This window comes from Burkholderia sp. NRF60-BP8 (assembly GCF_001522585.2).
Lineage (GTDB): Bacteria > Pseudomonadota > Gammaproteobacteria > Burkholderiales > Burkholderiaceae > Burkholderia.
The window spans coordinates 617,697-640,723 of record NZ_CP013373.1 but is presented as its reverse complement, the minus strand read 5'-3'; the positions used below and the strand labels follow the sequence as shown (position 1 = coordinate 640,723).

At 67.1% G+C, this 23,027-nt stretch carries 17 protein-coding genes; 3 read left to right on the top strand and 14 right to left on the bottom strand.

The genetic code is table 11. The features are described 5' to 3' along the window. Positions 1-391: 391 nt before the first annotated feature. On the top strand, positions 392-5,665 hold the full coding sequence (locus WS54_RS16135) for an autotransporter outer membrane beta-barrel domain-containing protein (RefSeq protein ID WP_059779198.1): 5,274 nt from the start codon (positions 392-394) through the stop codon (positions 5,663-5,665). An 81-nt stretch (positions 5,666-5,746) separates the two neighbouring features. Here the strand turns inward: WS54_RS16135 and WS54_RS16130 are convergent, their stop codons facing one another. The 6 genes from WS54_RS16130 to WS54_RS16100 all read right to left on the bottom strand — a co-directional run bounded on the left by WS54_RS16130 (position 5,747) and on the right by WS54_RS16100 (position 11,627). Then, positions 5,747-6,472 (bottom strand): amino acid ABC transporter ATP-binding protein, encoded by a 726-nt coding sequence (locus tag WS54_RS16130; RefSeq protein WP_034206415.1) that lies wholly within the window; start codon positions 6,470-6,472, stop codon positions 5,747-5,749. Continuing rightward, positions 6,469-7,146, bottom strand: a complete 678-nt coding sequence (gene gltK, locus WS54_RS16125; protein ID WP_006483854.1) for a glutamate/aspartate ABC transporter permease GltK — start codon at positions 7,144-7,146, stop codon at positions 6,469-6,471. Before gltK ends, WS54_RS16130 begins: the two co-directional genes overlap by 4 nt. Next, a complete protein-coding gene (locus WS54_RS16120) occupies positions 7,146-7,886 on the bottom strand; it encodes an amino acid ABC transporter permease (RefSeq protein ID WP_059779195.1) in 741 nt (246 codons plus the stop codon). Before WS54_RS16120 ends, gltK begins: the two co-directional genes overlap by 1 nt. 84 nt (positions 7,887-7,970) lie before the next feature. Further along, positions 7,971-8,864 carry a glutamate/aspartate ABC transporter substrate-binding protein gene (locus WS54_RS16115; RefSeq protein ID WP_034206413.1) on the bottom strand — a complete coding sequence of 298 codons (894 nt, stop codon included), beginning with the start codon at positions 8,862-8,864 and terminating at the stop codon, positions 7,971-7,973. A 231-nt stretch (positions 8,865-9,095) separates the two neighbouring features. Next, the gene (locus WS54_RS16110; RefSeq protein WP_034206412.1) at positions 9,096-10,382 is read right to left on the bottom strand and encodes a Glu/Leu/Phe/Val family dehydrogenase; all 1,287 of its coding nucleotides are present in this window, start codon (positions 10,380-10,382) and stop codon (positions 9,096-9,098) included. A 276-nt stretch (positions 10,383-10,658) separates the two neighbouring features. Beyond that, positions 10,659-11,627 (bottom strand): LysR substrate-binding domain-containing protein, encoded by a 969-nt coding sequence (locus tag WS54_RS16100; protein ID WP_059779193.1) that lies wholly within the window; start codon positions 11,625-11,627, stop codon positions 10,659-10,661. A 251-nt stretch (positions 11,628-11,878) separates the two neighbouring features. On the opposite strand from WS54_RS16100, the gene purB reads away from it, so the two are divergent. Next, a complete protein-coding gene (purB, locus tag WS54_RS16095; protein ID WP_059500983.1) occupies positions 11,879-13,267 on the top strand; it encodes an adenylosuccinate lyase in 1,389 nt (462 codons plus the stop codon). Positions 13,268-13,579: 312 nt separating this feature from the next. Here purB and WS54_RS16090 read toward each other — a convergent pair whose 3' ends face one another. The 4 genes from WS54_RS16090 to edd form a co-directional block, all read right to left on the bottom strand. Next, on the bottom strand, positions 13,580-14,083 hold the full coding sequence (locus WS54_RS16090; RefSeq protein ID WP_034206408.1) for a gluconokinase: 504 nt from the start codon (positions 14,081-14,083) through the stop codon (positions 13,580-13,582). 13 nt (positions 14,084-14,096) lie between these two features. Beyond that, positions 14,097-15,458 carry a GntP family permease gene (locus WS54_RS16085; RefSeq protein ID WP_059779191.1) on the bottom strand — a complete coding sequence of 454 codons (1,362 nt, stop codon included), beginning with the start codon at positions 15,456-15,458 and terminating at the stop codon, positions 14,097-14,099. 217 nt (positions 15,459-15,675) lie between these two features. Beyond that, on the bottom strand, positions 15,676-16,302 hold the full coding sequence (gene eda, locus WS54_RS16075; RefSeq protein ID WP_059500978.1) for a bifunctional 4-hydroxy-2-oxoglutarate aldolase/2-dehydro-3-deoxy-phosphogluconate aldolase: 627 nt from the start codon (positions 16,300-16,302) through the stop codon (positions 15,676-15,678). 19 nt (positions 16,303-16,321) lie between these two features. After that, positions 16,322-18,178 carry a phosphogluconate dehydratase gene (edd, locus tag WS54_RS16070; RefSeq protein WP_059779189.1) on the bottom strand — a complete coding sequence of 619 codons (1,857 nt, stop codon included), beginning with the start codon at positions 18,176-18,178 and terminating at the stop codon, positions 16,322-16,324. A 294-nt stretch (positions 18,179-18,472) separates the two neighbouring features. Here edd and WS54_RS16065 point away from each other — a divergent pair, with 294 nt between their 5' ends. Next, positions 18,473-19,318: a MurR/RpiR family transcriptional regulator gene (locus tag WS54_RS16065; RefSeq protein ID WP_034206404.1), complete on the top strand. Its 846-nt coding sequence runs from the start codon at positions 18,473-18,475 to the stop codon at positions 19,316-19,318. 97 nt (positions 19,319-19,415) lie between these two features. Here WS54_RS16065 and WS54_RS16060 read toward each other — a convergent pair whose 3' ends face one another. The 4 genes from WS54_RS16060 to WS54_RS16045 all read right to left on the bottom strand — a co-directional run bounded on the left by WS54_RS16060 (position 19,416) and on the right by WS54_RS16045 (position 23,011). Further along, positions 19,416-19,838 (bottom strand): CopD family protein, encoded by a 423-nt coding sequence (locus WS54_RS16060; protein ID WP_095211718.1) that lies wholly within the window; start codon positions 19,836-19,838, stop codon positions 19,416-19,418. Between the two features lie 23 nt (positions 19,839-19,861). Then, positions 19,862-21,133, bottom strand: coding sequence for a glutamate-5-semialdehyde dehydrogenase (locus WS54_RS16055; protein WP_059779187.1), 1,272 nt, complete (start codon positions 21,131-21,133; stop codon positions 19,862-19,864). A 213-nt stretch (positions 21,134-21,346) separates the two neighbouring features. Then, complete coding sequence (gene holA / locus WS54_RS16050; protein WP_059779185.1) at positions 21,347-22,441, bottom strand: DNA polymerase III subunit delta; 1,095 nt, start codon at positions 22,439-22,441, stop codon at positions 21,347-21,349. Positions 22,442-22,459: 18 nt separating this feature from the next. Then, the gene (locus WS54_RS16045; RefSeq protein WP_006476923.1) at positions 22,460-23,011 is read right to left on the bottom strand and encodes an LPS-assembly lipoprotein LptE; all 552 of its coding nucleotides are present in this window, start codon (positions 23,009-23,011) and stop codon (positions 22,460-22,462) included. Positions 23,012-23,027: the final 16 nt, after the last annotated feature.

Genomic DNA, 23,027 nt, shown 5'->3' with positions numbered 1-23,027 from the left:
AACAACCGTCAATCAAAAATAAAATTCCGGGCCCGTATTTTAGCGCAACCTGCCCATCGAAACCGTGCGTTATCCCACCTACTCCGACAGTCCTTCCGGATTTTGAAAAAAATCCCCCAAACCCGCCACCGCCATGGCCTTCGGTTCGATCAACCACACAAATCGAAAATACCACGCATTACGGTTCGCATCATTACAGTTTCCCATTTCTCGATAATCGACGGCCACCCGAATCGGTAGACTCCGCCCATCCTCGGTGTAACGAAACACGATTGGCGCGACACGCAGCCATAGCCGCCGCACGCCCCTTCGGATCGTTTCCCCACCGCGGATTGCGAATTCGCCGAATGGCGGCGAATGCCACGTCAAAAAGAAGAAAGAGGGGTATGCCGTGAATCACTCATTTCGATCGATATGGAGCGAAGCCGCCGGCTGCTGGGTCGCGGTTGCGGAAACGGCCCGGGCGCGCGGCAAGCGCTCGGGCGGCGCGTCGGGTTCGAGTCGCCGCACCGCGCACGCAACGGCGCGCCGGTCGCCGCTGCGCGTCGCGGCGCTCGGCGCTGCACTGGCGGCGCTGTCGGCCGGCGCCGCGCACGCTTCGACGTGCGGCAGCGGCGCCGCCATCGCGAACGGGGGCACCTGCACGCTCGACAGCTTCAGCCCGACGGTCAACGACAACCTGGCCGGCGCCACGACCGTGTCGGGCGGCGACCGGGTCGGCCTGACGGGCGCCTGGACCGGCGCGACCGGCGACATGGGCTACACGCTGACGCCGCTCGGCAGCACGTCCGTCGTATCGGGCAACCCCGACCAGCCGCTGCTGTCGATCGGCGGCAAGACGCGCAGCGTCAGCACGCCCGACTCGATCACCGGCAGCCATACGTCGGTCGCGACCTATGATTCGGGTGCGTTCGTGGCATCGAGCGCCGGCTCGATCAACGTGCCGGTCTATCACGACGTGAACGGCGACCAGTACGTGAACACGCGGATCGGCACCGTCGATCGCTCCGGCGGCACGCTCGACGTGTCGATCGGCGCTCCGGCGGGCGCGCCGACGGCGGCCGGCAACGCGATCACGATGGCGCCCAAGCAGACCGACCTGTTCGTCGCGGACGGCACGGGCACGGCGCAAAGCGTCGTCAACTGGAACTCGCGCAACCAGGTCTGGCTCGGCACCGGCGACTATCTCGCGAGCGGCGGCCCCGTCAGCCACGTGCTACTCGACGTGCCGACGTACGCGGGCACCTTCACGGCGTTCGACGGCAGCGCCTGGACGGTCACCGACGCCGCGTCGCTCGCCGCGTACAACACCTTTCTCGTGCGCTCGGTCCAGAGCGGCGCACTCGGCTCGCAGGCCGCCTACGATCAAGCGTTCAGCCAGGCCGTCACGTTCTCCACGCAATCGTTCGAGTATGCGAACAACGTGTCGCCGGGCGACAAGAACACGCTGCCGATGGATTACCTGACGGTGATGCACGGCACCGGCGCAAACGCGACGCTGCACATCGGCAAGGACGGCCAGATCGACTTTCGCGGCACCAACACGATCGACTCGAGCTCGGCGGTCCTCGCCGAAAACGGTGCGCACTTCGTCAACGACGGACGGCTGTCGGGCGACTTCACGCTCGTGCGCCTGCTGACCGGCGCGAGCGGCGTGAACAACGGCGTGATTTCGTCCGGCTACGCCGCCGGCGACAACTTCGACACGGGCGGCGCCGCGCCGCCCTACAACTTCAGCCTCAACGCATACACCGAGGGCAGCGGCATCTACGCGAACGGCGCCGGCACGACCTTCGTCAACAACGGCGTGATGAACGTCGGCGCCTGGACCTTCAACAGCACGCGCCCCGACCTGCAGAACTACGCGGTCGCCGTCACGGACGGCGCACGCGCGTCGAACGCCGGCACGATCAACGTCGGCGTCAACGCGACGACGCTCGACAGCCAGGTGATCGGCGGCCTCGTCGCCGGTGGCAGCTTCACGAACGAAGCCGGCGGCACGATCTATCTCGGCCGCGCCGCGCAATACGACGCCGCCTCGCCCGAGGCCGCGAACGACGTCGCGCTGTCCGCGCACGCGTACGGCATCCTGCTCGGCGCGTCGGGCACCGCGAGCAACCTCGGCACGATCGTGATCGGCACGCAAACGCAGAACGGCGCCGCGCTGGCGAGCATCGGCTCCACCTCCGGCGCACTGACCAACGCGGGCGCGATCGTCGTCGACGGCGCCGCGCCCGGCACGCCGCTCGCCAACGTCGGCATGCTCGCCGCCGATACCGCGGCGGCCGTGACCAACACGGGCACGATCACGCTGAATGGCGTGAACGGCATCGGCATCATGGTCGTCGGCACCGGCACGAACGCGACGGCCGCGACGTCGACCGGCACGATCGACGTCGCCGGCGGTCTCGATCCCGCGTCGGGCACGCGCAACTACGGCGTGTGGGCCGAAGGGCCGCTCGCGAAGGCCACGATCGACGGGGCGCTGAACCTGACCGGCACCGGCGCGATCGGCGTGCATGCGCGTTCGGGCGCGACGATCGACGTCGGGGCGAACGCCGTGCCGGCCTTCACGTCCGGCACCGACCAGATCGGCTTCTATGCATACGGTGCAGGCTCGAAAATCAACGTCGCCGCGCAGCACCTGAGCGTCGACACCGACGATTCGACGCTGTTCCGCGTCGCGGGCGGCGCGGCCTACACGAGCGCGTCGACGGCCGGCGCGCTGACGACCGACGTCAACGGCCAGCGGGCGCGCGGCGTGCTCGCGACCGATGCCGGCACCACGCTGTCGACCGGCAACGCGGTCTATAACGTCAACGGCGCGAACGGCATCGCGATCGCGGTCGAAGGCGGCGCGAAAGGTACGATCGACGCGGGCGCGACGATCAACCTGAACGCGGCCGGCGCGACCGCGGGCGTCGTCGACGGCCAGGCGCACGATCTCGCCGGCGCGAATGCCGGCGCACCGGTCGCGACGACGCTGATCAACGATGCCGCCGTCACGTCGTCGACCGCCGGCGTGACGGGTTTCGTCGCGCAAAACCTCGGCACGCTCGAGAACCGCAGCACGGTGTCGCTGACCGGCGCCGGCTCGACGGGCGTCGTGGCCGGCACGCTCGGCACGGTGAACAACGCATCGACGATCCGGGTCGCCAACGGCACGGGCGCGCTCGTGCAGGGTGCGTCGGCCACGCTTGCGAATGCGGGCTCGATCGAAGCCGACGACGGTATCGCGGGCGTACGCCTGACGGGGGCCGGCGCGTCCGTCGCGCTGTCGGGCGCCGGCGCCGTCATCGCGAACGGCAGCGCCGACGGCGTGCTGATCGACGCGACCGTCACGGGTGGCGGTATCGCGGCCGGCGCGACGTCGATCGCGGTCGGCGGCGCGGGCAGCGGGATCCGCAACCTCGGTGCGAATGCAACGATCGCGCTGTCCGGCACGCAGGTCGCCACGACCGGCAATGGCGCCGCCGGCCTGACGTCGACCGGCGCGGGCGCGCGCATCGCGACCGATGCGGCCACGGTCGTCCGCACGGCGGGCGCCGATGCGCGCGGCCTGTCCGTGTCGGGGGCCGATTCGATGCTCACGGCCAATGGAACGACCGTCGCGACGACCGGCTCGAACGCCCATGCGATCGTCATGGACGCCGGCGCGACGGCCCTGCTGTCGGGCGCGAAAGTCTCGACATCGGGGAGCGCGGCCGATGCCGTCGTCGTGCAAAACGGCGGCCGCGTCGCCGATGCGGGATCGTCGCTCGCCAGCGCGGCCGGCAACGGCGCAACCGCGAACAGCGGCGGCGTGCTCGCGTTGACCGGCACGACGCTCGCGGGCGCGACGGCCGGCGTGCTGACGTCGGACACGCTCGCGAACGGCGCGACCAGCTCGGTACTCGTCGACGGCGGCAGCGTGACGGCCGCCACCGGGCCGGCCTTCGCCGCGCGCGGCGGCACGGCCGACATCGCGGTGCGCAACGGCACGGTCGTGACGGCCGGCAACGGCACGCTGCTGAACCTCGCGAACGGCAGCAACGTGACGTTCGACGCATCGGCGGTGAACCTCGCGGGCGACATCGTTTCCGACGCGTCGAGCACCGGCAACGTGTTCCTCGCGAACGGCACGACGCTGACCGGGAAGATCGACCCGGTCGCGCTGACCGTCGACGGCACGAGCACGTGGCGCATGACGGGCAGCTCGGTCGTGAGCCGCCTGAGCAACGCGGGCCTCGTCGCATTCGCCGCGCCGACCGGCTCGCCGACGCTGACCGGCAGCTACAAGACGCTGACGACCGGCGGCTACGTCGGCAACGGCGGCACGATCGCGCTGAACACGTATCTCGGCGCCGACGCGTCGCCGACCGACCGCCTGATCGTGAACGGCGGCACGGCGACCGGCACGACCGGCCTGAAGATCGCCAATACGGCCGGCACGGGCGCGCAGACGACCGGCGACGGGATTCCGGTCGTCGTCACGGCCAACGGCGGCACGACCGCCGCGTCGGCGTTCCATCTCGCGGGCCCGGTACAGGCCGGCGCATACGAGTACCGGCTCTATCGCGGCGGGCAAAGCGACGCGAACGGCTGGTACCTGCGTTCGCAGCTCGACCCGACCGACCCCGGCGACCCGATCCACCCGTCCGGCGGCGGCGACGGCGGCAACGACGGAAATGGCAACGGCAACGGCGGCGCGCTCGCGTATCGCCCGGGCGTCTCCGGCTACGCGATGACACCGCTGCTGAACGTCGACTACGGCTTCTCGACGCTCGGCCGGCTGCACGAGCGCGTCGGCGACATCTACAACGTCGAGAAGCAGCAGCCCGGCAATCGCGACGGCGTGTGGGGGCGTATCGGCGGCCAGAGTCTCGATGCGAACGCGGGCCGCTTCTCGGCCGACGAACGCACGTTCTTCGCGCAGTTCGGCAAGGACTGGACCGTCGATCAGGCGCCGAACGGCGCCGGCAGCACGCATGCGGGCGTGACGGCCAGCATCGGCGTGGCGAATGCAAGCTTCAGCGACATGGCGCGCGCCGGCTCGCCGAACCTGTCGACATCGACGGGCTCGGTCGAGATGCACGCGCAGAGCGTGGGCGGCTACTGGACGCGCTATCTGCCTGACGGCACCTACTTCGACAGCGTCGGACAGGTCACGCACTACGGCAACCGCTATCGCGACAGCTACGGCAACGAAGCGTCGCAGAACGGCTTCGGCGTCGCGCTGTCGCAGGAAGTCGGCAAGCCGTTCGCGCTCGGCACGTTGCCGATCGCGGTCGAGCCGCAGGCGCAGTTGATGTACCAGTACCTGAAGCTGAACGGGTTCAACGACAACGTGTCGGCCGTCTCGGGCACGACGACGCATGCGCTGCGCGGCCGCGTCGGCGTGCGCTTCTTCCGGCCGAATCTCCAGTCGGACGCGGGCGGCGGCGCCGCGACGCCGTACTTCACGGCCGACGTGCTGCACGACTTCCTGTCGCCGGGGCAGACCGTCGTCGGCGGCACGCCGTTCGCGACGCATCTCGGGCGCACGTGGTACGAGCTCGGCGTCGGCGTGACCGCCGGCTTCGGCAAGTCGGGCGAGCTGTACGCGAATGCGAAGATCGCGCGCAACATCGGCGGCGATTACCGGCGCGGGATCGTCGGGCAGGTCGGCTACCGGTACAGCTGGTAACGCCCGGCGGCGGACGAAAAAAAACCGCCCGGCGGCATGCCGGGCGGTTTTCGCGTGGGTGCGCGCAAGACGCGCGAACGCTCAGTGCAGGATCTTCGCGAGGAAGTCCTTCGCGCGGTCCGATTTCGGATTCGAGAAGAAATCGTCCTTGCGGTCGTCCTCGACGATCGCGCCCTTGTCCATGAAGATCACGCGATGCGCGACCTTCTTCGCGAAGCCCATCTCGTGCGTGACGACCATCATCGTCATCCCTTCCTGCGCGAGTTCGACCATCACGTCGAGCACTTCGTTGATCATCTCCGGATCGAGAGCGGACGTCGGCTCGTCGAACAGCATCGCGATCGGGTCCATCGACAGCGCGCGCGCGATCGCGACACGCTGCTGCTGGCCGCCCGACAACTGGCCCGGGAACTTGTGCGCATGCGCCTTCAGGCCGACGCGATCGAGCAGCTTCATCCCCTTCTCGGTCGCTTCGTCCTTGCCGCGGCCGAGCACCTTGATCTGCGCGAGCGTCAGGTTCTCGGTGATCGACAGGTGCGGGAACAGCTCGAAATGCTGGAACACCATCCCGACCTTCGAGCGCAGCTTCGACAGGTTCGTCTTCTTGTCGCCGACCGACTGGCCGTTCACGAGAATCTCGCCCTGCTGGAACGGCTCCAGGCCGTTCACGGTCTTGATCAGCGTAGATTTACCCGAGCCCGACGGGCCGCATACGACGACCACTTCGCCTTTCTTGACCTCGGTTGTGCATTCGGTGAGGACCTGAAACTGGCCGTACCACTTCGAAACGTTCTTGATGGAAATCATCTTGTGACCTTTTTCTGGAGACCCTTGACGAGAGCAGACGCCAACGAGCAAATCACGAAATAGCATGCGCCGGCGAACAGGACCATCTCGACGGTCGTGCCGTCGCGATCGCCGATGTTGGCGGCCGTGCGGAAGAAGTCCGCGAGACTGATCACGTACACGAGCGACGTATCCTGGAACAGCACGATCGCCTGCGTGAGCAGCAGCGGCACCATCGCGCGGAACGCCTGCGGCAGGATCACGAGGCGCATCGCCTGCGCGTAGTTCATGCCGAGCGCGAACGCGGCATTCACCTGCCCGCGCGGCACCGCCTGGATGCCGGCGCGGATGATCTCGGAATAATACGCGGCTTCGAACAACGAGAACGCGACCATGGCCGACGCGAGGCGGATGTCGATCGTCGGCGACAGACCGAGCACGCCCTGCAGCACCTGCGGCACGATCAGGAAGAACCACAGCAGCACCATCACGAGCGGGATCGAGCGGAACACCGTCACGTACGCCTTCGCGAACCACGCGAGCGGCTTCACGCCGGACAGCCGCAGCAGCGCCAGCAGCGTGCCCCAGACGATCCCGACCACGATCGCGATCAGCGTGATCTTGAACGTGACGACCGCCCCCGACCACAGCGTCGGCAGCGCGCCGGGAATACTACTCCAGTCGAACTGATGCATCACTTGCCTCCGATATAGCCGGGCAGCCGCGTACGGCCTTCGATCCAGCGCATGAACGCCATCACGACGAGGTTGATCAGCACGTAAGCGAGCGTGACCGCGATGAACGACTCGTAGGTCTGCGCGGTGTAGTCGACGAGCTGGCGCGCCTGCGCGGACAGATCGAGCAAGCCGATCGTCGACGCGACGGCGGAGTTCTTGAAGATGTTCAGGAATTCCGACGTGAGCGGCGGCACGATGATCCGGTACGCGACGGGCAGCAGCACGTAGCGATACGTCTGCCATTGCGTGAAGCCCATCGCGAGGCCGGCCGCGCGCTGACCCTTCGGCAGCGCGTTGATCCCCGAGCGCACCTGTTCGCACACGCGCGCGCCCGTGAACAGGCCGAGACAGACGATCGACGCGGTAAAGAACTGCGTGCCCGGCGGCAACTGCTTGATCCAGGTGCCGATCGACGCGGGCAGCAATTCGGGTATCACGAGATACCAGATGAAGAACTGCACGATCAGCGGAATGTTCCGGAAGATCAACACGTACACGGTGCCGATCGCCGACAGCCATTTGTTCGGCACGGTGCGCAGCACGCCGAACAGCGATCCGACGATCAGCGCGATGACCCAGGCGACGAGCGACACTTCGATCGTCACCCAGAAGCCGGACATCAGCCATCCGAAATAAGTCGTCGGCTCGCCGGTCGACACGGGGCTCAGGAAGATGCCCCAGTTCCAGTGGTAAGACATGGGCAAGACTCCAGCAAAAAGAAACGGAAGAAGCGTGGCCTCTTCCGTCTCATGAGCGTCATTTCTGCATCAACGGCAGTGTGATCAGTCGAGCGCCTTGTCGTTCGGGTTCGCGTACAGCTTCTTCATCGACTCGGACAGCGGGAAGTTCAGGTTCAGGTTCTTCGGCGGGATCGGGTTCTCGAACCATTTCGCGTAGATCTTCGCGGCTTCGCCCGACTTCTCGACTTGCGAGATCGCGTCGTCGACGACCTTCTTGAAGTCGGCATCGCCCTTGCGCATCATGCAGCCGTAAGCCTCTTCCGATTGCGGCGTGCCGACGATCACCCATTCGCCCGGCTGCTTCGCCTTCGCGCGCTCGCCCGCGAGCAGTGCGTCATCCATCATGAACGCGACCGCGCGGCCCGATTCCAGCGTGTTGAACGAATCGCCGTGGTCCTTCGCGCTGATGATGTTCATGCCGAGCTGCTTGTCGTTGTTCATCTTGCGCAGCAGGCGCTCCGACGTCGTGCCGGCAGTCGTCACGACCGTCTTGCCCTTCAGGTCGGCGAAATCCTTGACGCCGGAATCCTTCTTCGTCATCAGGCGCGTGCCGATCACGAAGATCGTGTTCGAGAATGCAGCCTGCTGCTGACGCTCGGCGTTGTTGGTCGTCGAGCCGCACTCGATGTCGACCGTGCCGTTCTGCACCAGCGGAATACGGTTCTGCGACGTGACGGGGATGTTCTTCACCTGCAGGTTCGGCAGGTTCAGCTTCTTCTTCACCGCCTCCACGACCTTCATCTGGAAGTCGCGCGAATAGCCGACCACCTGCTGGCTCTGGTCATAGTAAGAGAACGGAATCGACGATTCGCGGTGGCCCAGCGCGATCACGCCCGTGTCCTTGATCTTCTTCAGCGTGCCCGTCTCCTGAGCATGCGCGCCGCTTGCGAACGCGCAAAGCGCCGCCACCATCAGGACTGCCTTGTGGTATTTCATTTTGGTCATCTCCTTGGCTAAAACCCGCGCCAGTGTATCAAAGTAATATTTTTGAAAGTACTGGTTGTTTACCGCACTACGAATCGCCCCGTGCGAAGCCGTCCTCCCGGCTTCCGGCGCTCGTCCGGCGCCTGAATGCGCACGCGGGCGGCGCCGGATTCGGCACCGCCCGCGAGGGTTCATGCACGCAATCGCGAGGATTGCGTCATGCGTCGATCGTAGTCGAACCGATCAGGGGTACAGGCCGCGCATTTCGCGCGCCATCAGGATGCGCTTGCACGCGACGATGAACGCCGCCGTACGCACCGTCACCTTGTGCTCTTCCGCGACCGCCCACACGCCGGCGAACGCTTCGCGCATCACGCGCTCGAGACGGTGGTTGATCTCGTCTTCCGTCCAGAAGAAGCTCGAGAAATCCTGCACCCACTCGAAGTACGACACGGTCACGCCGCCTGCGTTCGCGATCACGTCGGGGATCACGAGCACGCCGTTCGCGCTCAGGATGTCGTCGGCCGCCGTCGTCGTCGGGCCGTTCGCGCCTTCGACGACGATCTTCGTGCGGATCTTCGATGCGTTCTTCTCGGTGATCTGGTTTTCCAGGGCCGCCGGGATCAGGATGTCGGTTTCGACGGTCCAGAATTCGTCGTTCGGCATCGGCTCGGCGCCTTCGAAGCCCGCGACACCGCCCGTGCGGGCGACGTGGTCGAGCAGCTTGTTCGAATCGAGGCCGGCCGGCTGGTAGATCGTGCCCGTGTGATCCTGCACCGCGATCACCTTCGCGCCCGCTTCCTGGAACAGCTTCGCCGCGATGCCGCCGACGTTGCCGAAGCCCTGCACCGCGATGCGCGCGCCTTCGATCTCGAGGCCCTTCTTCTTCGCCGCTTCGCAGCCGACGACGAACACGCCACGGCCCGTCGCTTCCTTGCGGCCGAGCGAACCGCCGAGCGCGATCGGCTTGCCGGTCACGACGCCGGTCGACGTCTGGCCCTGGTTCATCGAGAAGGTATCCATCATCCACGCCATCACCTGTTCGTTGGTGTTGACGTCCGGCGCCGGAATGTCGGTGTTCGGGCCGATGATGATGCCGATTTCGCTGGTGTAGCGACGCGTCACGCGCTCGAGCTCGCCGCGCGACAGCTTGCGCGGGTCGACGCGGATGCCGCCCTTCGCGCCGCCGTACGGCACGTTCACGGCCGCGTTCTTCACCGACATCCATGCCGACAGCGCCATCACTTCCGACAGCGTCACGTCCTGGTGGTAGCGCACGCCGCCCTTGCCCGGGCCGCGCGACACGTTGTGCTGCACGCGATAGCCCTCGAAGTGCGCGACGGTACCGTTGTCGAGCTCGATGGGCACGTCGACGACCAGGATGCGCTTCGGACGCTTCAGCGTTTCGAGCCAGCGCGACAGCGAACCGAGGTACGGCGCGACGCGATCGACCTGCTGAAGGTAGTTGCCCCACGGGCCGAGATCGTCGGCGTGCAGGTAGGACGGGATGGACTGCTGTTGCGAAGACATGGAAGCTCCAACGTTCAACGGATTGCGCACATTGTCGAAAAACCCGTTTTTTTTATCCAATGCCGTTTGTTTATTCGATTATGCGTTTCTTGCATGATCGCGATTTTTCGCAAAATCGCGGTCGATTTGCGCAAGAACGGCCGCGATCGGCCGGGCATCGCGTTCGTGAAAAACCGCGTTGCCGACGCGCGAGCCGGCCGGCGGACAGCCGTCCGACAGGCGCCGCAAGGCCGCCGTCAGCCGGCCGGATCGCTCGGCCGGATCAGCCGTCGGCGGTTAGCCGGCGGTGCCGCCGGCGGTCTCGCGCAGCTCGTCGCGCACGACGTCCCACAGCGCGCGCACGAGCTTCTGCCGCGGATCGTCACCCTGCAGCGCGAGCTTGTCGCAGTACAGCCGGATCTCCATCGTCAACGTGAACGGATGCGCGCCGGCGCCGCGCGCCGAGCGGTCGAGCCGGATCAGCCGGCCGCCCGCGACCGCATCGTCGACCGCGCTGTGCGGCAGGAACGCGACGCCGTGGCCCGCGAGCGCCATCGCCTTCAGCCCTTCGGCCATGTCGGTTTCGTACACGCGATCGAGGAACAGCCGCGTCGGCGCGTTCGCGATGATGACTTCGGTCATCCGGCCGAGATACGCGTTCGGCGTATACGACAGATACGGCACGCGCGCGTCGGCCGCGCCCGGCAGCGTATGGCGCGGCCGGCCCGCGCGGCCGGGCGCGGAGAACGGGCTGATCGGCTCGCTGCCGAGAATCAGCATGTCGTAGCGAGCCGGGTCGAGCGCGACCGGATGGCTCGGGTGGTGGTAGCCCATCACGAGATCGCAGCCGCCCTCGACGAGCGACAGCACCGCGTCGTGCACGTTCAGCGCGCGCAGCCGCGTGTGGACCTGCCCCATCTTCGCCTCGATCCGCTCGAGCCAGCGCGGGAAATACGTGAGCGACAGCGTGTGCGGCACCGCGAATTCGATCGTCGGCACCGGTGCGCCGACGTGGCCGCGCAGCAGCGTCCTGGCCTCGTGCGCCTGGGACAGCATCGTCAGCGCCTGCTCGTAGAAGATCTGCCCGGCCTGCGTGAGCCGGGTCGGATAGACCGAACGATCGATCAGCTCGGTCGCGAGCCATGCCTCGAGCGCCTGGATGCGCCGCGAGAACGCCGGTTGCGACACGTGCCGCAGCTCGGCGGACCGGCTGAAGCTGCGCGTTTCCGCGAGCGAGATGAAGTCTTCGAGCCATTTCAGTTCCATGCAGGCGGGCGCGGCGGGCGGCGGTCGGGAAGAAGCCTGCATTCTACCGGCGGGCAGGCCCGGCCGGCGGCTTGCCTGGCGGCCCGACGAGCCGGCGCGGGCGCCGGCCGGCAGGCCGTTCGCGCGCTGCCCGAGCCTTGCCGGCCCGTGGCGCCCGCGACCGGACCGGTTCGGCCGGGATCGTCCCGCGCCAATGGTAAAATGCCGGATTCCCTCCCCTCGCTCGACCCGGCCCCAAGGCCCGCCCGATCATGTCCGACACTCGTCCCGATACGCTTTTCGCCCTCACCGCGCTCTCGCCCATCGACGGCCGCTACGCCAGCAAGACCGAAGCGCTGCGCGACTGGCTCTCCGAAGCCGCGTTCATGCGCCACCGCGTCACCGTCGAGGTGCACTGGCTGATCGCGCTGTCGCGCGCCGGCTTCGCGGAAGTCCCGCGCTTCTCGGAAGCGTCCGAGCAGTTCCTGCTGCAGCTCGCCGAGCGCTTCACCGCGCACGACGCCGCGCGCATCAAGGAAATCGAGCGCGTGACGAACCACGACGTGAAGGCCGTCGAATACTGGCTGAAGGAATCGGTGAAGGGCCAGGCCGAACTCGAGAAGGCGAGCGAATTCATCCACTTCGCGTGCACGTCCGAGGACATCAACAACACGTCGCACGGGATGATGCTCGCCGGCGCACGCGAGCACGTGATCCTGCCGGCGCTGCGCACGGTCCACCAGCGCCTCGTCGCACTCGCGCACGCACACGCCGAACAGCCGATGCTGTCGCGCACGCACGGCCAGCCGGCCAGCCCGACGACGCTCGGCAAGGAACTCGCGAACGTCGCCGCGCGCCTCGCCCGCGCGATCGCGCGCATCGAGAAGGTCGAGATCCTCGGCAAGATGAACGGCGCGGTCGGCAACTTCAACGCGCACCTGTCCGCGTATCCGGAATTCGACTGGGAAGCGTTCTCGCGCGACGTGATCGAGAACCGCCTGAAGCTCACGTTCAACCCGTACACGATCCAGATCGAGCCGCACGACTACATGGCCGAACTGTTCGACGCGGTCGCGCGCGCGAACACGATCCTGCTCGACCTCGATCGCGACGTGTGGGGCTACATCTCGGTCGGCTACTTCAAGCAGAAGACGAAGGCCGGCGAGATCGGCTCGTCGACGATGCCGCACAAGGTCAACCCGATCGACTTCGAGAACTCGGAAGGCAACCTCGGCCTCGCGAACGCGACGCTGCGCCACCTCGCCGACAAGCTGCCGGTGTCGCGCTGGCAGCGCGACCTGACCGACTCGACGGTGCTGCGCAACATGGGCGTCGCGCTCGGCTATTCGCTGCTCGCGTACGATTCGCTGATCCGCGGCCTCGACAAGCTCGAAGTGAACCCGCAGCGCCTGAACGAAGATCTCGACAACTGCTGGGAAGTGCTCGCCGAGCCGGTGCAGACGGTGATGCGCCGCTACGGCATCGAGAACCCGTACGAGCAGTTGAAGGAACTGACGCGCGGCAAGGGCATCACGCGCGAAGCGCTGCAGGAATTCGTCGGCACGCTCGCGATCCCGCAGGACGCGAAGGATCGCCTGCTCGCGATGACGCCGGCGTCGTACATCGGCAAGGCCGTCGAACTCGCGAAGCGGATCGCGTAAGCACCGCCGTCGCCGGACGGAAAAAAGCCCGATGCGAAGCGATTCGCATCGGGCTTTTTCTTTTTTCGCCGGTCGGAACGCGGTCGTCCGCCCGCGGTTCGGCGCGCTCATCACGCTCATCACGCTCGTCGCCGCCTTCGCGGCGGGGATCGCGATCGGCGACAGTTGCGGGCCGGGCGGAATCTCGTGATGGTCGATGCCGGGATCGCGCAGCGCGCACGCACGGCCCGAGCGCCCACACGTCCGTAAACGACGCAGGCGCCCGTCGGGGCGCCTGCGTCATTGCTGCAATACGATTGCCGCGAACCGCGCTCAGTGCTGCTGCGCGAGGCCGAGTTTCACGATCACTTCGTCGACGATCTGTTCGGGCGTCAGGTCGATGCTGACCTCGATCGCTTCGTCCGGGCCCGGCTCCTCGAGCGTGTCGAGCTGGCTTTTCAGCAGCGACGGATCGAAGAAATGGCCGGTGCGGCTCTTCAGGCGCTCTTGCAACACCTCGAACGAGCCCTTCAGATACACGAACCGCACGTCGGTATCGGCGCCGCGCAGCACGTCGCGGTACGAGCGCTTCAGCGACGAGCACGTGAACACGGCCGTCTCGCCGGCGCGCTGCTTGTCCTCGATGGCCGCGCGAATCGTGCGCAGCCACGGCCAGCGGTCTTCATCGGTCAGCGGAATACCGTGGTGCATCTTTTCCTTGTTCGCCGCGCTGTGAAACGCGTCGCCATCGGTATAGCTGCACGACAGGCGTTCCGCCAGCATTTCGCCGATCAGCGACTTGCCCGCGCCCGACACGCCCATTGCGATCAGAATCATTGACTACCCCTTGTTACAGAACCATGCTCAGCAGCAACGTGAAGCTGAGACCGAGCACCGAGATGATGGTTTCAAGCAGCGACCAGGTCTTGAACGTCTGACCGACCGTCATCCCGAAGTATTCCTTGATCAGCCAGAAACCGCCGTCGTTCACGTGCGAGAAGATCAGCGAGCCCGAGCCGGTCGCGAGCACCAGCAGCTCCGGGCTGACCGTCGTGCCGGCCGCCGCCGCGATCGGCGCGACGATGCCGCAGGCCGTCGTCATCGCGACCGTCGCCGAACCCGTCGCGAGACGCATCAGCGCCGCGACGAACCAGCCGAGCAGCAGCGGCGACAGGTGCGCATGCTTCGCGGTCTCGACGATCTGCTGCGAGATCCCGCTGTCGCGCAGGACGCCGCCGAAGCCGCCGCCCGCGCCGACGATCAGCGTGATGCCGGCGATCGGCGCCAGGCACTCGCCGCAGAACTTCTGGATCTGATCGCGGTTGAAGCCCTGCAGCTTGCCGAACGTGAAGAAGCTCACGAGCACGGCGATCAGCAGCGCGACGTCCGAGTTGCCGGCAAAGCGCAGCAGGTTGTTCGGCAGCGACTTCGGCGCGAACACCAGGTCGGCCCAGCTGCCGACGAGCATCAGCACGACGGGCAGCAGGATCGTGAACAGCGTGATGCCGAAGCTCGGCAGTTCGCGCTTGCGGCCATCCGCGTTCGAATCGACGAATTGCGATGCGAGCGGGTTGTTGTCCGGCAACTTCACGAACTTCGAGATCGTCAGCGCGAACAGCGGACCCGCGATGATCGCGGTCGGCACGCCGACGACCAGGCCGAATGCGATCGTCTTGCCGATATCGGCGCCGTATTGCTGGACGGCCAGCAGCGCGGCCGGGTGCGGCGGGATCAGCCCGTGCACGACCGACAGGCCGGCCACCATCGGCAGGCCGACGACGAGCAGCGACTTGCCGGTGCGCTTCGCGACGTTGAACGCGATCGGGATCAGCAGCACGAAGCCGACTTCGAAGAACACCGGCAGGCCGACGATGATCGCGACGAACATCATCGCCCAGTGGATGTTCTTTTCACCGAACCAGTCGATCAGCGTGGTCGCGATCCGTTCGGCGCCGCCCGATTCGGCCATCATCTTGCCGAGCATCGTGCCGAGGCCGACGACGATCGCAATGTGACCGAGCGTGCCGCCGGTGCCCGTTTCGAACGACTTGACGATCTTGTCCATCGGCATGCCGACGACGAGGCCGAGGCCGAGCGAAACGATGATCAGCACCAGGAACGGGTAGATCTTGTAGCGCGCGATCATCAGGATCAGCGCGGCAATCGCGATCAGCGTGAATACGAGCAGCATGCTGCCTTGGACGGCCCCCATGTGGCACTCCTCCTAGAATTGTTCGAACCGGGCGAGTCGTTGCGAGTATGCCCGGCTATGCAGGTCTCCGAAACACGGAGGTACCCCCCCGTCAGGACGCTGAATTTTACTTATCTTTGCGATCCGCGGATAGAACCGGTTCCATCAGCAAAAACCCTCGGTAAAACAAGCACTAAGCGCTCGTCTCCGAGGGTTGAACGGTCATCCGGTACAAGTCTTAACGGGGCAACTGGCTCGCCGCTTGCGCGAGACGCGTGACTTCGGCCCAATCCTGCGCGGCGAGCGCGGCCTTCGGCGTGAGCCACGAGCCGCCGACGCACACGACGTTCGGCAGCTTCAGGAAGTTCGGCGCGGTGTCGACCGTGATGCCGCCGGTCGGACAGAACTTCAGCGCCGGGAACGGGCCGTGGAACGCCTGCAGCATCGGCACGCCGCCCGCCTGCTGCGCGGGGAAGAACTTCACGATCTCGTAGCCGAATTCGAGCGCCTGGATGATGTCGCTCGGCGTCATCACGCCCGGCAGCAGCGGCAGGCCCGCGTCGAGCGACGCGAGATGCAGTTCCTTCGTCAGACCCGGCGATACGCCGAATGTCGCGCCCGCGCGCTTCGCCTGCGCGCAATGCTCGGGTTTCGTGATCGTGCCGACGCCGACGACGATGTCGTCCGCGAGCTGGCTCGCGCGCTGGATCGCCTCCAGGCCCGCCGGCGTGCGCAGCGTGATCTCGAGCACCTTCACGCCGCCCGCGTGCAATGCCCGCGACACGTTTTCGCCCTGCTCGACCGAGTCGAATGCGAGCACCGGAATGACCGGGCCCAGCTTCACGATTTCAGCAATCGTCTTCATTGAATTGGCTCCTTGAAATTCATGCGGCGACGCTGACGGCCGTTTCGCCGACCAGCGCCCCGAAAACCGATGCGCCCTGCTCGGCCGGCGCCGCGGCCGCGCGGAACACGCCGAACAGTTCGCGCCCGAACCCGACTTCGTTCTCGGCCTGGTGCTGCGGCTGCGCGACCGGGCGCGCGTGCCACTCGGCGTCGTCGATCTCGATGTCGAGCACGCCGGCTTCCGCGTCGATCACGAGCGTATCGCCCGTCTTCACCTTGCCGATCGGGCCGGCCAGCAGCGCTTCCGGCGACACGTGGATCACCGCCGGCACCTTGCCCGACGCACCCGACATGCGCCCGTCCGTCACCAGCGCGACATGGAAGCCCTGATCCTGCAGCACGCCGAGCAGCGGCGTCAAACGGTGCAGCTCGGGCATGCCGTTCGCGCGCGCACCCTGGAAGCGCACCACCGCGACGAAATCGCGCTTCAGTTCGCCGCGATCGAACGCTTTCTGCACGGCCTCCTGCGAGTCGAACACGATCGCGGGCGCCGTCACCTTGCGGTGCTCCGGCGCGACCGCCGAGATCTTGATCACGCCGCGGCCGAGCCGGCCCTGCATCAGGCGCAGGCCGCCGTCCGGCTGGAACGGGTCGCGAATGCCGCGCAGCACCTTCGTGTCGTGGCTCTCGGCCGCGCCGTCGACCCACGTCAGCTTGCCGTCGATCAGCTTCGGCTCCTTCGTGTAGTGCGACAGGCCCTTGCCCGCAACCGTCGTCACGTCCTCGTGCAGCAGCCCGCCTTCGAGCAGGTTGCGTACCAGGAACGCGACGCCGCCCGCCGCATGGAAGTGGTTCACGTCGGCCTTGCCGTTCGGGTAGATCTTCGCGAGCAGCGGCACGACGGCCGACAGCTCGTCGAAGTCGTTCCAGTCGATCAGGATGCCGGCCGCGCGCGCGATCGCGACGAGGTGCAGCGTGTGGTTGGTCGAGCCGCCCGTCGCGAGCAGCGCGACGATCCCGTTGACGATCGCCTTTTCGTCGATCACGTGGCCGATCGGCGTGTAGTGGCCGCGCTCGACGGTCAGGTCGAGCACGCGGCGCGCGGCCTCGGCCGTCAGCGCGGTGCGCAGCGGCGTATGCGGGTGAACGAAGGCCGAGCCCGGCAGGTGCAGCCCCATCAGCTCCATCAGCATCTGGTTGCTGTTCGCGGTGCCGTAGAACGTGCAGGTGCCGTGGCCGTGATACGCGGCCGATTCGGCTTCGAGCAGCGCGTCGCGGCCGACCTGGCCGGTCGCGAACTGCTGGCGGATCTTCGCCTTGTCGTCGTTCGACAGGCCGCTCGTCATCGGGCCGGCCGGCACGAAGATCGTCGGCAGGTGGCCGAACTGCAGCGCGCCGATCAGCAGGCCCGGCACGATCTTGTCGCAGATGCCGAGGCAGAGCGCCGCATCGAACATGTTGTGCGTGAGCGCGATCGCCGTGCCCATCGCGATCGCCTCGCGCGAGAACAGCGACAGCTCCATCCCCGGGTTTCCCTGCGTGACGCCGTCGCACATCGCCGGCACGCCGCCGGCGAACTGCGCGACCCCGCCGTTTTCGCGCGCGGCGGCCTTGATGATTTCGGGGAAATCCTTGTACGGCGCGTGCGCGGACAGCATCTCGTTGTACGAGGACACGATGCCGATGTTCGGTTCGCGGATCGCCTTGATCGCGAACTTGTCGTTGCCCTCGAGGCCCGCGAAGCCGTGCGCGAGGTTCGCGCACGACAGCGCGCCGCGCGCCGGGAACTTGCCTTGCGCGCCGTCGATGCGCTGCAGATAGGCGGAACGGGTCGATTGGCTGCGGGCGATCACGCGTTCGGTGACCTTCGCCAGAGTGGGGTGCAGCGACGTCATGCTGGGCGCTCCTGTATGCCGGCCGACACCGGCGGTTGGAATCGTGGGGACGGTCGAGCTTCGTCGATCGAACGAAGGCAGTCTAGTAGAAAAACTACAAGCATGCAATGCCAATCAATTCACTCGCAACCGCCATTTCCGCCACCAGCAAGGGTTTAATCAGTGAAAACCCTAATTCCGCCTACCGATCCCGCACCGAAATCGTCGCGGCTTGGCTAGCATTTTCATGTAGATTTTCTACAATTCGATTGCGATACACTCGTTCATCCGAACCCGATTTCCGTCCGCCGTCCCATGCTGCCCCGCATTGAAGCGATCCGCGCCGAGTTGCGCCCGTCCGAGCGCAAGCTCGCCGACTACATTCTCGCCGCGCCGCGCGAGGTGCTCGACCTCGCGATGACCGAGCTGTCGACTCGCGCGGGCGTCAGCCAGCCGACGATCGCGCGCTTCTGCCAGGCGCTCGGCTGCAGCGGCTTTCGCGAATTCAAGATCCGGCTCGCGCAGAGCGTGGCGCCGGGCGTGTCGTCGGTGTACCGCGACGTCGAGCCCGACGAACCGGCGCCCGGCATCATCGGCAAGGTGTTCGACCGCACGATCGGCGCGCTGATCGAAGTGCGCAACAGCCTGTCCGCAGGCAGCGTCGCCGACGCGATCGCGCTGCTGTCGAACGCGTCGCGCATCGAGTTCTACGGCGCCGGCGGCTCGGGCATTGCCGCGCAGGACATCCAGCACAAGTTTTTCCGGCTCGGCGTGCCGAGCGTCGCGTATTCGGATCCGCACACGTTCTCGATGTCGTCGGCGCTGCTCGGGCCCCACGACGTCGTCGTCGCGATCTCGAACACCGGCCGCACGCGCGACATCGTCGACGCCGCGCGCTCCGCGCTCGCGTGCGGCGCGAAAGTCGTCGCGATCACGCAGAGCCACTCGCCGCTCGCGAAGCTCGCGACGGTCAGCCTCGCGTCGAACGTTGCCGAGGAAACGGACGTGTTCTCGCCGATGACGTCGCGGATGTCGCATCTCGCGATCGGCGACATTCTCGCGGTCGGTGTCGCGCTGTCGCGCGGGCCGGCGCTGATGGAGCGCGTCGGCCGCGCGAAGGAAGCGATCACGCGGCGCCGGATCGACGACGCGAAGGATTGAGCCGGCGACGCACGGAACCGCCCGTCAACGAACAACGGCGCCCCGAGGGGCGCCGTTGCGCATGATTCGACGACGACGTAACCGCCGGCCGCGCCGCTCAGAACGGCTTGATCACCACCAGCGCGACCGCGGCGAGCATGCCGAGCACCGGCAGTTCGTTGAACACGCGATACCACTTGTCGGTGCGGCGGTTCTCGCCGCGCTCGAACACCCGCAGCAGGTGCCCGCAATACGCGTGGTAGATCACGAGCAGCAGCACCACCGTCACCTTCGCATGGATCCAGCCCTGCCCCTGCCCGATGCCGATCGCGAGCCAGAGCCACAGCCCGCACGCCAGCGCCGGCACCGCGATCATCGTCATGAAGCGGAACAGCTTGCGCGCCATCAAGAGCAGACGCCGCACCGCGGCCGGATCGGTCTCCATGGCCAGGTTCACGTAGATGCGCGGCAGATAGAAGAGCCCCGCGAACCACGCGGCGATCAGAACGATATGGAACGTCTTGACCCAGAGCATTGCCATTGGTGATGCGCCTCGTTGTTGACTTACTGACGGCCTTCGCCGTGCCCGAGCACCACGTATTTCAGCGACGTCAGCCCTTCCAGGCCGACGGGGCCGCGTGCGTGCAGCTTGTCGTTCGAGATGCCGATTTCCGCGCCGAGGCCGAATTCGAAACCGTCCGCGAAGCGCGTCGACGCGTTGACCATCACGCTCGCCGAATCGACTTCGCGCAGGAACCGCATCGCGCGATCGTGATCCTCGGTGACGATCGCATCGGTGTGATGCGAGCCGTAGTGATTGATGTGCTCGATCGCGGCGTCGAGCCCGTCGACGACCTTGATCGCGAGCACCGGCGCGAGATACTCGGTGTGCCAGTCTTCTTCGGTCGCGTCGACGAGCGGGCCGACGCCCGCGTCCGCCAGCACCGCGCGCGCGGCCGCGTCGACGCGCAGTTCGACCTGCTTGTCGCGATACAGCTTGCCGAGCGGCGGCAGCAGCGTCGCGGCGATGCCGCCCGACACGAGCAGCGTCTCCATCGTGTTGCAGGTGCCGTAGCGGTGCGTCTTCGCGTTGTCGCAGACGGTCAGCGCCTTCGCGAGATCGGCACGGTCGTCGACATACACGTGGCAGATGCCGTCGAGGTGCTTGATCATCGGCACGCGGGCCTCGTTGATCAGCCGTTCGATCAGGCTCTTGCCGCCGCGCGGCACGATCACGTCGACGTATTCGGTCATCGTGATCAGCTTGCCGACCGCCGCGCGATCGGCCGTCGCGACGACCTGCACCGCGTCCTGCGGCAGCCCGGCCGCCTCGAGCCCTTCGCCGATCAGCTTCGCGAGCGCCGCGTTCGACTCAAGCGCTTCCGAGCCGCCGCGCAGGATCGTCGCGTTGCCCGACTTCAGACACAGCGCGGCCGCGTCGATCGTCACGTTCGGGCGCGACTCGTAGATGATGCCGATCACGCCAAGCGGCACGCGCATCTGGCCGACCTGGATCCCGCTCGGGCGGAACTTGAGGTTGCCGATCTCGCCGATCGGATCGGCGAGCGACGCGACCTGACGCAGCCCTTCGACCATCGTCTTCAACGCCTTGTCCGACAGCGTCAGGCGGTCGACGAACGCCGCATCGAGCCCCTTTTCGCGGGCGCGGGCGACGTCGCGCGCATTCGCATCCTTCAGCGCCTGCGCGTCGCGTTCGATCGCGCGGGCCACGGCGTCGAGCGCCGCGTTCTTCGCGGCCGTGCTGGCGCGCGCCATCGCGCGGGAAGCGTGCCGGGCGCGACGGCCCAGGTCGGTCATGTACTGATCGATATCCATCGTGTGACTCGAGAAGCGAGCCGCGCGGAGCGGCATGAATTCGTGGGGAAGCAGGGGCCGGCCATCCGGGGGCCGGCCATCCGGGGGACGACCATCCGGGTGCGACGGTCCGCAGGACAGCCATCCGTGCAGGGCGGCGGCCGACAGGCCGCTGCCTGCCATCGAAGCATTGTAAGCGGGTTGCGCAGCGCGCGCTGAAGGCCCGGAAGGGACTTAGCGTCGCACGCGACCCGCGGTCGGCGGTCGCTCGCCGCGCTCGCCCGCGACCGTCATCGCGAGCTGGAACAGCCCGTCCCACGGGTCGGGCGGCGGTTCGTCCTGCGTGCGGCGGCCGGGCGCGACGGCCGTGAGCCCCTTGACCTGCCGGTCGAGCTTCGCGGCGAACGCGAGCGCCTTTTCGAGCACCGCTTCCGACACGCGGTTCAGCGCGGGCGCGATCAACCGCTCGCGCGGCCCCCACACGCGGTTCTCGCGCAGCAGCGTCGCGAGCGGCTTGCCGGCCGTCGTGCCGCGCTTGATCCGCAGCAGCGTGCGCAGTTCCTCGACGACGGCCCACATCACGAGCACGATCGCCTCGCCCTCGCCCTTCAGCCCGTCGATCATCCGCGCGAGCCGCGCGGCGTCGCCGGCGAGCATCGCTTCGTTCAGCTTGAACACGTCGTAACGCGCGACGTTCAGCACCGCGTCGTGCACCTGCTCGAACGACAGCGCGCCCTGCGGATACAGCAGCCCGAGTTTCTGGATTTCCTGGTGCGCGGCGAGCAGGTTGCCCTCGACGCGCTCCGCGATGAACTGCAGTGCGCGGCGCCCGTCGTCGCCCGGCGCGACGCGCTGGCCCTGCATCGCCAGACGCTGGCCGATCCAGTTCGGCAGCTGCGCGCGGTCGACCGGATCGATCTTCAGCGCGACACCGCCGTTCTGGAGCGCGGTAAACCAGGCGGATTTCTGCGTGGCCGCGTCGAGGCGCGGCAACGTGACGAGCATCAGCGCGTCCGGATTGGGCGTGGCGGCGAGCGTCTTCAGCGCATCGGCGCCTTCCTTGCCGGGCTTGCCCGACGGAATACGCAGCTCGATCAACTGGCGCTCGCCGAACAGCGACATCGCCTGGGTCGCGCCGAGCAGCACGCTCCAGTCGAAGCCGCGCTCGACCGTATGCACCGAACGCTCGGTGAAGCCGGCCGCGCGCGCGGCCGCACGAATGCGGTCGCACGCTTCCTGCGCGAGCAGCGGCTCGTCGCCGTAGACGGTATAGAGCCCGGCCAACCCCTTCGCGAGGTGCGGCTCCAGCGCATCAAGTCGCAATTGCATCGCTGCGTGCGCCCGCGATCAGAGCGGCGGCGGCGGCAGCGGCGCGCGCGGCGCCACGCCCGGCACCACGTCTTCCGGCGCCGGCGTCAGCGAGTGGACGATCGCGAGACGCCGCATCAGTTGATCGACCGCGTCGTTCTGCATGTCGCCGTACAGGATGTCGGCTTCCTGCGCCTTCGCGTTCGTGTACTGGTCGCTGTACGTCATCGCGCGGTTCAGCGCGATCGCGCTCGGCGGGATCAGCACGGTGCCGTCCTTGCTCGTCAGCGTGTAGTTCAGCGTGTAGAACAGCGCGTATTCCTGCGCGGAGCCGTACTTGTTGAGCGTCAGCGTGTTCTGGCCACGCGACTCCCACATGCGCAGCACGGCGTCGGCGTCGTCCGCCGACTTGACGATCTTCGTGTCGCTGCCGGCCTGGACGAGGCGCGTGAGCCGCGCCTCGACGGGCGCCGGCGCACCGGCCACGAACAGGTGCTTGAACGCGTAGTCCTGCTGGCCGCGCAACTGGAAGCCGCATGCCGACAGCACGACCGTGCTGCCGACGAGCATCAAAAACGATCTGCGGATCACCTTCGCTCCTTCTGGG